Source organism: Streptomyces durocortorensis (genome assembly GCF_031760065.1).
Lineage (GTDB): Bacteria > Actinomycetota > Actinomycetes > Streptomycetales > Streptomycetaceae > Streptomyces.
The window spans coordinates 3047790-3060328 of the sequence record NZ_CP134500.1; the positions used below are offsets into that span (position 1 = coordinate 3047790).

Annotated in this window: 12 protein-coding genes; 7 read left to right on the plus strand and 5 right to left on the minus strand. The window is 70.9% G+C overall.

Annotated features, from left to right (window positions below):
- Positions 1–116: 116 nt before the first annotated feature.
- Positions 117–1301 (plus strand): ABC transporter ATP-binding protein, encoded by a 1185-nt coding sequence (locus RI138_RS13410; protein WP_311120087.1) that lies wholly within the window; start codon positions 117–119, stop codon positions 1299–1301.
- A gap of 14 nt (positions 1302–1315) precedes the next feature.
- Here the strand turns inward: RI138_RS13410 and RI138_RS13415 are convergent, their stop codons facing one another.
- The gene (locus tag RI138_RS13415; RefSeq protein ID WP_311120088.1) at positions 1316–2437 is read right to left on the minus strand and encodes an alpha/beta hydrolase; all 1122 of its coding nucleotides are present in this window, start codon (positions 2435–2437) and stop codon (positions 1316–1318) included.
- Positions 2438–2588: 151 nt separating this feature from the next.
- On the opposite strand from RI138_RS13415, the gene RI138_RS13420 reads away from it, so the two are divergent.
- From RI138_RS13420 to RI138_RS13445, 6 genes are all read left to right on the plus strand, one after another.
- Complete coding sequence (locus tag RI138_RS13420; RefSeq protein ID WP_311120089.1) at positions 2589–4421, plus strand: phosphatidylglycerol lysyltransferase domain-containing protein; 1833 nt, start codon at positions 2589–2591, stop codon at positions 4419–4421.
- Positions 4422–4450: 29 nt separating this feature from the next.
- Positions 4451–5311 carry a dihydropteroate synthase gene (folP, locus tag RI138_RS13425; RefSeq protein WP_449343296.1) on the plus strand — a complete coding sequence of 287 codons (861 nt, stop codon included), beginning with the start codon at positions 4451–4453 and terminating at the stop codon, positions 5309–5311.
- On the plus strand, positions 5308–5781 hold the full coding sequence (locus tag RI138_RS13430) for a nuclear transport factor 2 family protein (RefSeq protein ID WP_096631264.1): 474 nt from the start codon (positions 5308–5310) through the stop codon (positions 5779–5781). The genes folP and RI138_RS13430 overlap by 4 nt, the downstream gene beginning before the upstream one ends.
- Positions 5782–5966: 185 nt before the next feature.
- Positions 5967–6326: a dihydroneopterin aldolase gene (folB, locus tag RI138_RS13435; RefSeq protein WP_311120090.1), complete on the plus strand. Its 360-nt coding sequence runs from the start codon at positions 5967–5969 to the stop codon at positions 6324–6326.
- Positions 6323–6934: a 2-amino-4-hydroxy-6-hydroxymethyldihydropteridine diphosphokinase gene (gene folK / locus RI138_RS13440; RefSeq protein WP_096631266.1), complete on the plus strand. Its 612-nt coding sequence runs from the start codon at positions 6323–6325 to the stop codon at positions 6932–6934. Before folB ends, folK begins: the two co-directional genes overlap by 4 nt.
- Positions 6935–7008: 74 nt before the next feature.
- A complete protein-coding gene (locus tag RI138_RS13445; RefSeq protein WP_311120091.1) occupies positions 7009–7488 on the plus strand; it encodes a DUF3180 domain-containing protein in 480 nt (159 codons plus the stop codon).
- Between the two features lie 140 nt (positions 7489–7628).
- On the opposite strand, the gene folE is transcribed toward RI138_RS13445, so the two are convergent.
- The 4 genes from folE to tilS form a co-directional block, all read right to left on the minus strand.
- Positions 7629–8234, minus strand: a complete 606-nt coding sequence (gene folE, locus RI138_RS13450; RefSeq protein ID WP_096631269.1) for a GTP cyclohydrolase I FolE — start codon at positions 8232–8234, stop codon at positions 7629–7631.
- Between the two features lie 168 nt (positions 8235–8402).
- The gene (ftsH, locus tag RI138_RS13455; RefSeq protein ID WP_096631271.1) at positions 8403–10454 is read right to left on the minus strand and encodes an ATP-dependent zinc metalloprotease FtsH; all 2052 of its coding nucleotides are present in this window, start codon (positions 10452–10454) and stop codon (positions 8403–8405) included.
- A 194-nt stretch (positions 10455–10648) separates the two neighbouring features.
- Positions 10649–11188, minus strand: coding sequence for a hypoxanthine phosphoribosyltransferase (hpt, locus tag RI138_RS13460; protein WP_003968263.1), 540 nt, complete (start codon positions 11186–11188; stop codon positions 10649–10651).
- Positions 11189–11285: 97 nt separating this feature from the next.
- A complete protein-coding gene (gene tilS, locus RI138_RS13465) occupies positions 11286–12410 on the minus strand; it encodes a tRNA lysidine(34) synthetase TilS (RefSeq protein ID WP_311120092.1) in 1125 nt (374 codons plus the stop codon).
- Between the last annotated feature and the right edge of the window lie 129 nt (positions 12411–12539).

Genomic DNA, 12539 nt, shown 5'->3' on the forward strand with positions numbered 1-12539 from the left:
GTCGCATTCGGATCGAACTGACGACTGACGACCCTATCCTCGACCACTGACAATCGCGGAGGCTGTCGCATTCCGGCAACATGCCCTTCGCGGAACGCCCTCCACAATGGGGAACCATGATCCGTTTCGAGCACGTCACCAAGCGGTACGCCGACGGCACCACCGCCGTCGACGACCTTTCCTTCGAGGTCGCCGAGGGTGAACTGGTCACGCTCGTCGGACCTTCCGGCTGCGGCAAGACGACCACCATGAAGATGGTGAACCGGCTGATCGAACCGACCGAGGGCGGGATATTCCTCGGCGGGGACGACATATCCACCATCGACCCCGTCCAACTGCGCCGCCGTATCGGCTATGTGATCCAGCAGGTGGGACTCTTCCCGCACAAGACCGTCCTGGAGAACACCGCGACCGTTCCCCATCTGCTGGGCTGGAAGCGCGGAAAGGGACGCGAACGCGCCGCCGAACTCCTCGACCTCGTCGGACTCGACCCGTCCGTTTACGGTGACCGCTATCCGGAACAGCTTTCCGGCGGCCAGCGCCAACGGGTGGGCGTGGCACGGGCATTGGCCGCCGACCCGCCCGTTCTGCTGATGGACGAGCCTTTCGGGGCGGTCGACCCGGTCGTCCGCGAGCGCCTCCAGAACGAATTCCTGAAACTCCAGGCCCAGGTCCGTAAAACCGTGCTGTTCGTCACCCACGACATCGAGGAGGCCGTCCGCCTCGGCGACCGGATCGCCGTCTACGGCCAGGGCCGCATCGAGCAGTTCGACTCCCCCGCCACCGTGCTCGGGGCCCCCGCGACCCCCTACGTGGCCGACTTCGTCGGCGCCGACCGGGGGCTCAAGCGCCTCTCGGTGACACCCATCGAGGAGAGCGACCTCGACCAGCCGCCCGTCGTCCACCTCGACGACCCGCTGACCGCGGCCACCGAGCGGCTCAGGTCCGAGGGCGCGCGCTGGGCGGTCGTCCTGGACGGCCGCGACAACCTGCACGGCTGGATACCCGCCGACGCGACGGCCGCCGACGCCACCGCCAAGGACACCGTCCGCGAGTACGCCCGCCGCATGGAGGCCTGGCTTCCGCTCGGTGCACCCCTCAAGCAGGCGTTCGCCACCATGCTCCAGCACGACGCGGGCTGGATCGCGGTGATCGACAAGGAGAGCGAGGGCCGCTTCCTCGGCGTACTGACCCCCGCCCGGCTGCACGAGGCCCTGCGCCGCTCGATCGACGCCGACGCCCAGGACGTACCGCGTGCGGAGGTCGCGGTGGAGACGGTGGCGACGATCGCCACCGCGTAGCCGGCGCCGGGCGGTCAGTTCTCACTGAGCCGGGCGCTCAGCCACTCCAGGGCCGGCGGAATCTCCCGCCGCCAGGTCGTGAAGTTGTGCCCGCCGCTGTCGAGCACGATGGACGACACCTTCGCCGGGGCCTTCACCTTCTCGATGAACTTCATCGTGCTCCTCAGGTTGCCCTCGCCCTCCCGGGACGTCGTCACCAGGAAGGACCCGCCGGACGGCGGCCGGTTCTCCAGGGTCCACATCAGGTCGGCCCGGTCGCGCAGTGCCTGGTCGCCGTGGAACAGGTCCCCGGTCGTCGGGTCCTCGGCGGCCTTGTAGTACGCGGAGAGCCCGGCGCTCGCCGCGTACCGGTCCGGGTGGTGCAGGCCGATCTTCAGCGCGCAGTAGCCGCCGGTCGAGTTGCCGATGATGCCCCAGTTACGGGCCTTGTCCCCGACCCGGTAGGAGCCCGAGACCGCCTCGGGGAGGTCCTTCGCGAAGAACGTCTCGGTCTGCGGGCCCTTAGGGATGTCCACGCACTCGGTGTCCCTGGGCGGCGCGACCGTGGGCCGCAGCATCACCAGGATCATCGGCTGCGCCTTGCCCGCCTTCACCCGCTCGTGCGCCGTCTGCGGATAGCGCAGCCCCTTCAGCAGGTTCTCCGCCGTCCCCGGGTAGCCGGTGAGGACCACGACCGCCGGGAACTTCCGCCCGGCGTACGCGCTCTGGAAGTACTCCGGCGGCAGATAGACGTACGCCGGGGACTCGATGCCCGACGTGCGCCCCGAGACGACCACCTTGTCGATCCGCCCGCCGACCGCCGGGACCCGTCCGCCCGGCACGTCCGGGTGCTGGGTGCCGATCCGTGCCATGTGCCGCGAGCCCGGCCCGCCGTCCGCGTGGTCGGTGACCACGCCGACGTCCTGCTTCCGGCCGAAGAGGTCGGCCCAGGAACCGTAGAAGAGGAAGGCGTTGTTGGCCGCGAGGCCCACCGCGGCGAACAGCATCAGCTGGGTCGCCAGCAACAGCCCCACCCGGCCCGTGACCGAGGCCGCGCCGCGCCGGGCCAGGCGCGGCCAGAGCCAGACGGTGGCGGTGAACAGCACGACGGCCAGTGCCGCCACGACCGCCAGAACTGCTTTGCTGGTGAGACCCATGAGTGAGCTTTCTTCTCGCTGATTCCGTGCGGGAAATTTCCGGAATGTGGAGGAACCCGCGCTCCACAACCCCCGTCCTAGAGGGCGCACATCGTCCGCAGAGGCTCCGGCCGGCGGACTCAAGGAATCTCTCGCGAAGCCACGGGAAGCGATGTCTGTCACGCTAGATGGGGATAAATCGGTACCGGTTCCGCAGCGGGTCCGCCGGTTGCTGCGCGGGCCGCGCCCCGAATCCGTGCCGGCCGTCGTCGGCACCGCCTGCACCGTCGTCGGGCTGATCGACGTCGCGGCGGGGGTCTTCCCCCGCTTCCGGCACAGCCGGATGCACACCGTCGCCGAAGTGCTCCCCGGAGCGCTCGGCCCGTTCGCCGCCGCGCTCTCGCTGAGCGCGGGCATGCTCCTGCTGCTGCTCGCGCACGGGCTGAAGCGGCACAAGCGGCGGGCCTGGCGGGCGGCGGTCATCCTGCTGCCGGCGGGGGCCGTGGCGCAGTTCGCGTACCGGCACTCGATCGTCGGGGTGCTGGTCTCGCTGACGCTCTGCGCTCTCCTGGTCCGCCACCGGGACCAGTTCCGGGCGCTGCCCGACCCGCGCAGCCGCTGGCGGGCTCTGGCCAACTTCGTGCTGCTCGGGGCCGGTTCGCTGATGCTCGGGCTGATCATCGTCAGCGTCCACCCGGGCCGGGTCGTCGGGGCCCCGTCCATCGCGGACCGGCTCCAGCACGTGCTGTACGGCCTGTTCGGCGTCGAGGGCCCCGTCGACTACGCGGGCCGGACCAGCTGGACCGTGGCGTACTCGCTGGGCGCGCTCGGCCTGCTGACCGCCGTCACCACCATCTACCTCGCCTTCCGCCCCGAGCACCCGGCCGCCCGCCTCACCGAGGACGACGAGAGCAGGCTGCGGGCGCTGCTGGAGACGCACGGCGGCCGCGACTCCCTCGGCCACTTCGCACTCCGCCGCGACAAGGGCGTCGTCTTCTCCCCGAGCGGCAAGGCCGCCGTCTGCTACCGGGTCGTCTCCGGGGTGATGCTGGCCAGCGGCGACCCCATCGGTGACGTCGAGGCGTGGCCGGGCGCGATCGAGCGGTTCATGGACGAGGCGAAGGCGCACTCCTGGACCCCCGCCGTGATGGGGTGCAGCGAGACCGGCGGCCAGGTCTGGACCCGCGAGACCGGCCTCACCGCGCTGGAGCTGGGCGACGAGGCGGTGGTGGACGTCGCGGATTTCTCCCTCGCCGGACGGGCCATGCGAAACGTGCGCCAAATGGTCAAGCGCATCGAACGCAACGGCTACGAGACCCGGGTCCGGCGGGCACGTGACATCGGCGACACCGAGCTGGACCGCATCCGCCGCGCCGCCGCCGACTGGCGCGGCACCGACACCGAGCGCGGCTTCTCCATGGCGCTCGGCCGCATCGGCGACCCGGCCGACGGCGACTGCGTCATCGCCACCGCCCACCTCCCCGGCTCCGGCACGGAGGACTCCCCGCACGGCGACCTGAAGGCCGTCCTCCACTTCGTCCCCTGGGGGCGCGACGGGATGTCCCTGGAGCTGATGCGCCGCGACCGTGCCGCCGACCCCGGCATGAACGAGCTCCTGATCGTCGCCGCCCTCCAGGCCGCCGGGAAGCTCGGCGTCGAGCGGGTCTCGCTGAACTTCGCGATGTTCCGCTCCGCGCTGGCCCGCGGCGAGCGGCTCGGCGCGGGACCGGTACTGCGCTGCTGGCGCGGGCTGCTGATCTTCCTGTCGCGCTGGTTCCAGATCGAATCGCTGTACAAGTTCAACGCGAAGTTCCGCCCGCGCTGGGAGCCCCGCTTCGTGGTCTTCCGCACCAGCCGCGACCTGCCCCGCATAGGGATCGCGGCGATGCAGGCGGAGGGCTTCGTGAACCTCTCGCTGCCCCGCCCGTTCCGCTCCCGGGGCGCGCGCCCGTGCGGCCACGTCCGGCGCACCGCACCGGAGCAGCACGAGGTGAGCGCGGCGTAGGGGTGCCGTACGGGGCCTAGGCTGGTGGCATGAGTACGTCACGCACACGGGGCACGGTCGGAGGGCTGCCGGAGTGGGACCGCTGTGCGGTCATGGGTGTCGTCAACGTGACGCCCGACTCCTTCTCCGACGGTGGCCGCTGGTTCGACACCACGGCCGCCGTCAAGCACGGACTGCACCTGGTCTCCGAGGGTGCGGACCTGGTCGACGTGGGCGGCGAGTCGACCCGCCCGGGCGCCAGCCGGGTGGACGAGGCCGAGGAGCTGCGCCGGGTGGTCCCGGTCGTGCGGGGGCTGGCCTCCGAGGGCGTCACCGTCTCCGTGGACACCATGCGCGCCCGCGTCGCCGAGCAGGCCGTCGCCGCCGGGGCCGCCCTGGTCAACGACGTCAGCGGCGGGCTGGCCGACCCGGGCATGATCCCGGCGGTCGCCGCCGCCGAGGTCCCGTTCGTGGTGATGCACTGGCGCGGCTTCAGCGAGTCGATGAACAGCCGTGCGGTGTACGGGGACGTCGTCGCCGAGGTCCTCGACGAGCTGCGGCAGCGGATGGACGCGGTGATCGCGGGCGGTGTCGCCCCGGACCGCGTCGTGATCGACCCGGGCCTCGGCTTCGCCAAGGACGCCCCTCACGACCTGGCTCTCGTCGCGCACCTGGCCGAGCTGCACGGCCTGGGCCGCCCGCTGCTGGTGGCCGCCTCCCGCAAACGCTTCCTCGGGCACGTCCTGGCCGCCCCGGACGCCTCACCGCCTCCCGCCCGCGAACGGGACGCGGCCACCGCGGCCGTCTCCGCCCTCGCCGCGCAGGCCGGCGCCTGGGCGGTCCGGGTCCACGAGGTACGGGCCACCGCCGACGCGGTCCGGGTCGCCCGCGCGGTCGAGGGAGCCGCGTGAACGAGGAGCACGCACGGGCCGCCGCCGACATCGCGGAGGTCGAGGCGGCCAACACCGCCTTCTACGAGGCACTGGAACGCGGCGACTACGAGGAGCTGTCCGGACTCTGGCTGCCGGGTGAGGACCTCACCGTCTCCTGCGTCCACCCGGGCTGGCCGGTGCTCTCGGGGCGGGGCGAGGTACTGCGGAGCTACGCCCTGATCATGGCGAACACCGAGTACATCCAGTTCTTCCTCACCGACGTCAACATCGCGATGACCGGGGACACCGCCCTGGTCACCTGCACCGAGAACATCCTCAGCGGCGGGCCCGCCGAGGACGGCAACGCGCTGGGCCCCCTCGTCGGCCAGCTGGTCGTCGCCACGAACGTGTTCCGGCGCACCCCGGACGGCTGGAAACTCTGGTCCCACCACGGTTCACCCGTACTGACGGAAACCGACGAGGACGACGACGGGGAAACACCCTCCTGAGTGGGTACGGGACGGATAGGGGTTGGCATCCGGAACCCCGGGTAGGGCGGCTACCAGCCCCGTGTGCGCTGCCTGGGCCCCACGGGCGAGCACTGTCGGTGCCCGCAGGTAGATTCACAGGACGGCACCTCGCCGCCCGCACGCGGCCGGGTGCCCCTCGACCAACGACAGCAGGAGTGATTCGCGTGGATCGTGTCGCGCTGCGCGGCCTCAAGGCCCGTGGGCACCACGGCGTCTTCCCCCGGGAACGGGAAGAGGGCCAGACCTTCATCGTCGACCTGGTGCTCGGCCTCGACACCCGCCCCGCGGCCGCCGCCGACGACCTGGCCCGCACCGTGCACTACGGCGTGGTCGCCGAGGAGGTCGTCGACGTGGTCACCGGCGAACCGGTCGATCTGATCGAGACGCTCGCCGAGCGCATCGCCCAGCAGTGCCTGAAGCACCAGGGCGTCCAAGAGGTAGAGGTCGTCGTGCACAAGCCGGATGCGCCGATCACCGTCCCCTTCGACGACGTGACCATCACCATCACCCGGAGCCGAGCATGACTGCATTTTCCACCGAAGGGCAGAGCGACCCGACCGTACAGCCGGTCCCGACCGCCGTCGTCCGGCAGGTGGACGCCGCGGACGTCACGCTCTCCAACCCCAAGATGGCCGTGATCTCCCTCGGCTCGAACCTGGGCAACCGGCTGGAGACCCTCCAGGGGGCCATCGACGCCCTGGAGGACACCCCCGGTCTGCGGGTCAAGGCCGTGTCCCCGGTGTACGAGACGGAGCCCTGGGGCGTCGAGGCGGGCTCCCAGCCCGCCTACTTCAACGCGGTGATCGTCGTGAAGACGACGCTGCCCCCGGCCTCCCTGCTGGAGCGCGGCCAGGCCATCGAGGAGGCCTTCGACCGGGTCCGCGAGGAGCGCTGGGGCCCGCGCACCATCGACGTCGACATCGTGTCGTACGCGGACGTCCTCTCCGACGACCCGGTGCTCACGCTCCCCCACCCGCGCGCGCACGAGCGGGCCTTCGTCCTCGCCCCCTGGCACGACGTGGACCCCGAGGCCCAGCTGCCCGGCGCGGGCCCGGTCGCCGAGCTGCTCGCCGACGTCGGCCGCGACAGCGTCCTGCCCCGCGCCGACCTGGAACTGCGCCTGCCGGAGTAATCGTTAGGCTCGACGGACGGCGGTCCGGCGCACGGCCGGGCCGGGCACAGGCGGCGCGAAGGGCGGCTCACTCGGTGAAGCAACTACGGCTCGGGGTACTGGCGGGCCTCTTCGCCGCCGCCGGTGTCCTCTCCTGGGGCGGGGCCCGCCTCTGGGACTCCCTCGGCACCCTGCCGAGCGTCCCGCTGGCCGCGTCGATCGTGCTCGCCGCGATCGCGGCGATCCTCCTGGCGACCGCCCTCTCCACCCGCGCCCAACGCGAACGCCGCCCCGGCGCCAAGGGCGTCGACCCCCTGTTCGCGGCCCGCGCGGTCGTCTTCGGCCAGGCGAGCGCCCTGGTCACCGCCCTGGTGGCCGGGATGTACGGCGGCGTCGGCGTCTTCCTCCTGGGCTACCTCGACATCCCGCCCCGCCGCGACCAGGCGATCTACGCGGCCGCCGCCGTGGTGGCAGGCATCGCGGTCATCGCAGCCGCCCTCTTCCTGGAACGCGTCTGCCGTCTCCCGGAGGACAGCGACGACGACCACGACGGCACGGGCGCTGCGGCGGCGTAGCAGGGCGGGCCGGGCAACGGTCAACCACGGTCGGATGCGACGCCGGGCCCCTTCCTGGCGGAAGGGGCCCGGGCGCCGACGGATGCCGCCCGGGCCTGGCGGCGCCCTCCCAAGCTGGCCAAGGGCTGTCCGGCGGTCCCTCAGCGCGCCAGTATCAGGCTCATGGCCTCGGCACGGGTGGAGGCGTCACGCAGCTGCCCGCGTACAGCCGACGTCGTGGTCTTCGCGCCGGGCTTGCGGATGCCCCGGACCGACATGCACATGTGCTCGGCCTCGATCACCACGATCGCGCCCCGCGCTTCCAGGATGCGCATCAGGGAGTCCGCCACCTGCGTGGTGAGGCGTTCCTGCACCTGTGGCCTGCGGGCGAAGACGTCAACCAGCCGGGCCAGCTTCGACAGGCCGGTGATCTTGCCCGTGTCGGCCGGGATGTAGCCGACGTGCGCGACACCGTGGAAGGGCAGGAGGTGGTGTTCGCACAGGGACATGATCTCGATGTCCTTCACCAGGACCATTTCGTCGTGACCGAGGTCGAACGTCGTGGTGAGCACGTCCTCCGGCTCCTGGCGCAGGCCCGCAAGGATCTCCTTGTACGCCCGCGCCACCCGCCCCGGTGTCTCCCTCAGGCCCTCACGGTCCGGGTCCTCCCCGACGGCGATGAGCAGTTCGCGTACGGCCGCCTCGGCCCGCTTCTCGTCGAATTCGCCGATCGAACCCTGGCCGTACAGCGTCACCGGGTCGGTCATCTGTGCCTCGTTCCTCTGTGCTGTCCTGTGCGCGGGTTCGCGCTCAGACATCGCAGGCATACGGAAAAGCCGCGCCCCCACAGGCTAAAACCTGGGGGGCGCGGCATCCATTCCGGGCCCGGTGAGACCCCTGTGACAGGGGTCTCACCGGATGCCAGGGGTGGCGGTCTAGCTGTCCGGACGCTCCTCGGGGATCGCCTCGGTGGACGGGGCGATGTCCTTCGTCAGGTCCGTCGGGGCGATCTCCGGCGGGGTGGCCGAACCGTTGGCGGTGCCGTTGGTGAGGGCCAGCTCCTTCGGCGAGAGCACCGGGGGGCGCGTCGACGGGGTGCGTCGGGCGGACCCGGTCCAGGCCGGGCGGGCGGGACGCTTCACGATCGGGGCGAAGATCTCCGCGATCTCGTCCTTGCCCAGCGTCTCCTTCTCCAGGAGTTCGAGCACGAGGGCGTCGAGGATGTCGCGGTTCTCGACGAGGATCTCCCACGCGTCGTTGTGGGCGGTCTCGATGAGCTTCTTGACCTCCTCGTCGACCAGTGCCGCGACCTCTTCGGAGTAGTCGCGCTGGTGGCCCATCTCGCGGCCCAGGAAGGGCTCCGAGTTGTCGCCGCCGAACTTGATCGCGCCGAGCCGCTCCGTCATGCCGTACTGCGTGACCATCGCGCGGGCCGTTGCCGTGGCCTTCTCGATGTCGTTGGCAGCGCCGGTGGTCGGGTCGTGGAAGACCAGCTCCTCGGCCGCACGCCCGCCCAGCATGTACGCCAGCTGGTCGAGCATCTCGTTGCGGGTCGTGGAGTACTTGTCCTCCTCCGGGAGCACCATCGTGTAACCGAGGGCACGGCCGCGGGAGAGGATCGTGATCTTGTGGACCGGGTCCGACTGGGGGGAGGCCGCCGCGACCAGGGCGTGTCCGCCCTCGTGGTACGCGGTGATCTTCTTTTCCTTCTCGGACATGATCCGGGTCCGCTTCTGCGGGCCCGCCACGACACGGTCGATCGCCTCGTCGAGGCTCTCGTTGTCGATGAGCTTCTTGTCGCTGCGCGCCGTCAGGAGCGCGGCCTCGTTCAGCACGTTCGACAGGTCGGCACCGGTGAAGCCGGGCGTGCGGCGGGCGACGGCGCCGAGGTCGACGCCCTCCGCCACGGGCTTGCCCTTCTGGTGCACCTTGAGGATCTCCAGGCGGCCCTGCATGTCGGGGCGGTCGACCGCGATCTGCCGGTCGAAGCGTCCCGGGCGCAGCAGCGCCGGGTCGAGGATGTCCGGGCGGTTCGTGGCGGCGATCAGGATGACGCCGCCCTTCACGTCGAACCCGTCCATCTCGACGAGCAGCTGGTTGAGCGTCTGCTCGCGCTCGTCGTGACCGCCGCCCATGCCTGCGCCGCGGTGGCGGCCGACGGCGTCGATCTCGTCGACGAAGACGATCGCCGGGGCGTTCGCCTTGGCCTGCTCGAAGAGGTCACGGACCCGGGAGGCACCGACACCGACGAACATCTCGACGAAGTCGGAACCGGAGATCGAGTAGAACGGCACGCCCGCTTCGCCGGCGACGGCGCGCGCGAGCAGTGTCTTGCCCGTACCGGGCGGCCCGTAGAGCAGGACGCCCTTGGGAATCTTGGCGCCGACGGCCTGGAACTTCGCCGGCTCCTGGAGGAACTCCTTGATCTCGTGGAGCTCTTCGACCGCCTCGTCGGACCCCGCCACATCGGCGAAGGTCGTCTTGGGGGTGTCCTTGGTGATCAGTTTGGCCTTGGACTTGCCGAACTGCATGACCTTGGAGCCGCCGCCCTGCATCTGGTTCATCAGAAACAGGAAGACGACCACGATGAGGACGAAGGGCAGCAGCGAGAGGAGGATCGAGACGAACGGGGACTGCTTCGACGGCGAGACGGTGTAACCCTTCTCGATGTCACCGTTCTCGAACTTCTCCTGGAGCGTGTTGGCGAGCGCGACGCCCTGATTGCCGATGTAGCTCGCCTGGAACTTACTGCCTGACTCGCCTTCGAGCTTCTGGCCGTCCTTCAGCTCGATCTTGAGGATTTGTTCGTCACCGGTGGTCAGCTTGGCCTGCTCCACCTGGTCCTTGCTGATCGCCTGGATCACCTTGGCGGTGTCCACCGTCTTGTAGCCGCCCGACGAGCCGACGACCTGCATCAACACGACCACGGCGAGGACGGCCAGCACGATCCACATGACCGGCCCACGGAAGTATCGCTTCACGTCCATCCATACGGAGCGAAGACGCCCCGTCCCTCCTGCCCGTAGGTAAATGCTGCTGTGAGAAAAGACTGTTCTTCGGACGGTACCCCAGCATCGTCACCGACGACTGCCGGGTACGGCGGAGAATCCTGCTTTCGAAGCTTCAACGGTCCGGAGGCGGTGAGGGTTCCCCGCCGGGCCGGACGCGGGTCTGCCGCGGGTCAGCCGCCGTAGACATGCGGGGCGAGCGTGCCGACGAAGGGCAGGTTGCGGTACTTCTCCGCGTAGTCCAGCCCGTAGCCGACGACGAACTCGTTGGGGATGTCGAAGCCGATCCACTTCACGTCGATCGCGACCTTCGCGGCGTCCGGCTTGCGCAGCAGGGTGCAGACCTCCAGGGAGGCCGGTTCCCGGGAGCCCAGGTTGGACAGCAGCCAGGACAGCGTCAGACCGGAGTCGATGATGTCCTCGACGATCAGGACGTGCTTGCCCTTGATGTCGGTGTCCAGGTCCTTGAGGATCCGGACCACACCGGAGGACTGGGTGCCCGCGCCGTACGAGGAGACGGCCATCCAGTCCATCGTGACGGGGGTGGACAGCGCGCGCGCCAGGTCCGCCATGACCATCACCGCGCCCTTGAGCACGCCGACGATCAGCAGGTCCTTGCCCGCGTACTCCGCGTCGATCTTCGCGGCCAGCTCGACGAGCTTCGCGTCGATCTCTTCCTTGGTGAGGAGCACCGACTGAAGGTCGGTACCCATGTCCTTCTCGTTCACCCACGTCTCTTTCTCTGCCTGCCGGTCCGGGGCGCGCCCCGGACCGGGCCGGCTGTTCGCCTGCACTTCAGCCGCTTGCGCGTCAGCTCTGCCGAATGACCAGTCTGCCACCCTGCCGCAGGGCCTCGACGCGGCCGGGCAGGTTGATGGCCCGCTGGCCGCGCCAGCCGGTGATCAGCCGGTCGACTTCTTCGAGGTGGCGGGCGAAGAGGGAACCGGCGGGCGCCCCGGCCTCGATCACGGCCCGGCGCAGCACCCGGCGGCGTACCGCGGGCGGCAGGGCGTAGAGCTTGGCGCACTCCAGGCGGCCGGTCTCGTCGCGCACGGACAGCTCGGCCTCGGCGGCCCAGGTGTCCAGGGCGTCGGCGTCGTCGCGGGAGAGCTGGGCGGTCCGGGCGAGGGCTTCGACGACGCCTTTGCCGAGCGCCTTCTCCAGGGCGGGCAGGCCTTCGTGGCGGAGCCGGGAGCGGGTGTAGGCGGGATCGATGTTGTGCGGGTCGTCCCAGACGGGGATCGACTGGACGAGGCAGGCCTTGCGGGCGGTCTGGCGGTCGAGCTGGAGGAAGGGGCGGCGGTAGCGGCCCGCCGGTCCGGAGGCGGCGGCCATGCCGGAGAGCGAGCGGATGCCGGAGCCGCGGGCGAGGCCGAGGAGGACGGTCTCGGCCTGGTCGTCGCGGGTGTGGCCGAGCAGGACGGCGGCGGCGCCGTGGCGCTCGGCGGCGGCGTCCAGCGCGGCGTAGCGAGCGTCACGGGCCGCGGCTTCGGGGCCGCCCTCGCGCCCGACGTGCACGGCGACGGCCTCGACGGGGTCGAGGTCCATGGCGGTGAGCCGGGCGACGACCTCGGCGGCGCGGAGGTCGGATCCCGGCTGGAGGTTGTGGTCGACGGTGATGCCACCGGCCCGGACGGCGAGCTTGCGGGCCTCGAACGCGAGGGCGGAGGCGAGCGCCATGGAGTCGGCGCCGCCCGAACAGGCGACGAGGACGAGCGGGGTGTCGGGCCGTTCGGGGAGGGCGGGCCGCTCGGGGAGAGCCTGCCTGCCCGCGGCGCCGGCCTCGGCGTAACGGGAGCGGGCGGCGTGCGCGGGGCGCCGGGCCGCTTCGGCGGGCCGGCCGTGGCCGTCGTGCCGGTGGAATTCGGTGAGGACGTCGTGGAGTACGCGGCGGACCGCCAGGCGTATCGCCGCGACCGCAGGATGGGGACCCATGTCCGGTGCCCTTCGTGGAGTTTCGGGAGGAGCGTCGAGCGCCGGAACGCGTGAGTCCCGTCACTCAGAGTGCGTCGATGGTGACAGAGGCAAGCTGTTCATCGAGCATTGCACGCCTTCCCATGCCCC

What these genes read in the sequence shown, in the direction of transcription:
- RI138_RS13410 (WP_311120087.1), top strand. Translation starts at nt 117, where the DNA reads ATGATCCGTTTCGAGCACGTCACCAAGCGGTACGCCGACGGCACCACC.
- RI138_RS13415 (WP_311120088.1), bottom strand. Translation starts at nt 2,437, where the DNA reads ATGGGTCTCACCAGCAAAGCAGTTCTGGCGGTCGTGGCGGCACTGGCC.
- RI138_RS13420 (WP_311120089.1), top strand. Translation starts at nt 2,589, where the DNA reads ATGTCTGTCACGCTAGATGGGGATAAATCGGTACCGGTTCCGCAGCGG.
- folP (WP_449343296.1), top strand. Translation starts at nt 4,451, where the DNA reads ATGAGTACGTCACGCACACGGGGCACGGTCGGAGGGCTGCCGGAGTGG.
- folK (WP_096631266.1), top strand. Translation starts at nt 6,323, where the DNA reads ATGACTGCATTTTCCACCGAAGGGCAGAGCGACCCGACCGTACAGCCG.
- folE (WP_096631269.1), bottom strand. Translation starts at nt 8,234, where the DNA reads ATGACCGACCCGGTGACGCTGTACGGCCAGGGTTCGATCGGCGAATTC.
- ftsH (WP_096631271.1), bottom strand. Translation starts at nt 10,454, where the DNA reads ATGGACGTGAAGCGATACTTCCGTGGGCCGGTCATGTGGATCGTGCTG.
- hpt (WP_003968263.1), bottom strand. Translation starts at nt 11,188, where the DNA reads ATGGGTACCGACCTTCAGTCGGTGCTCCTCACCAAGGAAGAGATCGAC.
- tilS (WP_311120092.1), bottom strand. Translation starts at nt 12,410, where the DNA reads ATGGGTCCCCATCCTGCGGTCGCGGCGATACGCCTGGCGGTCCGCCGC.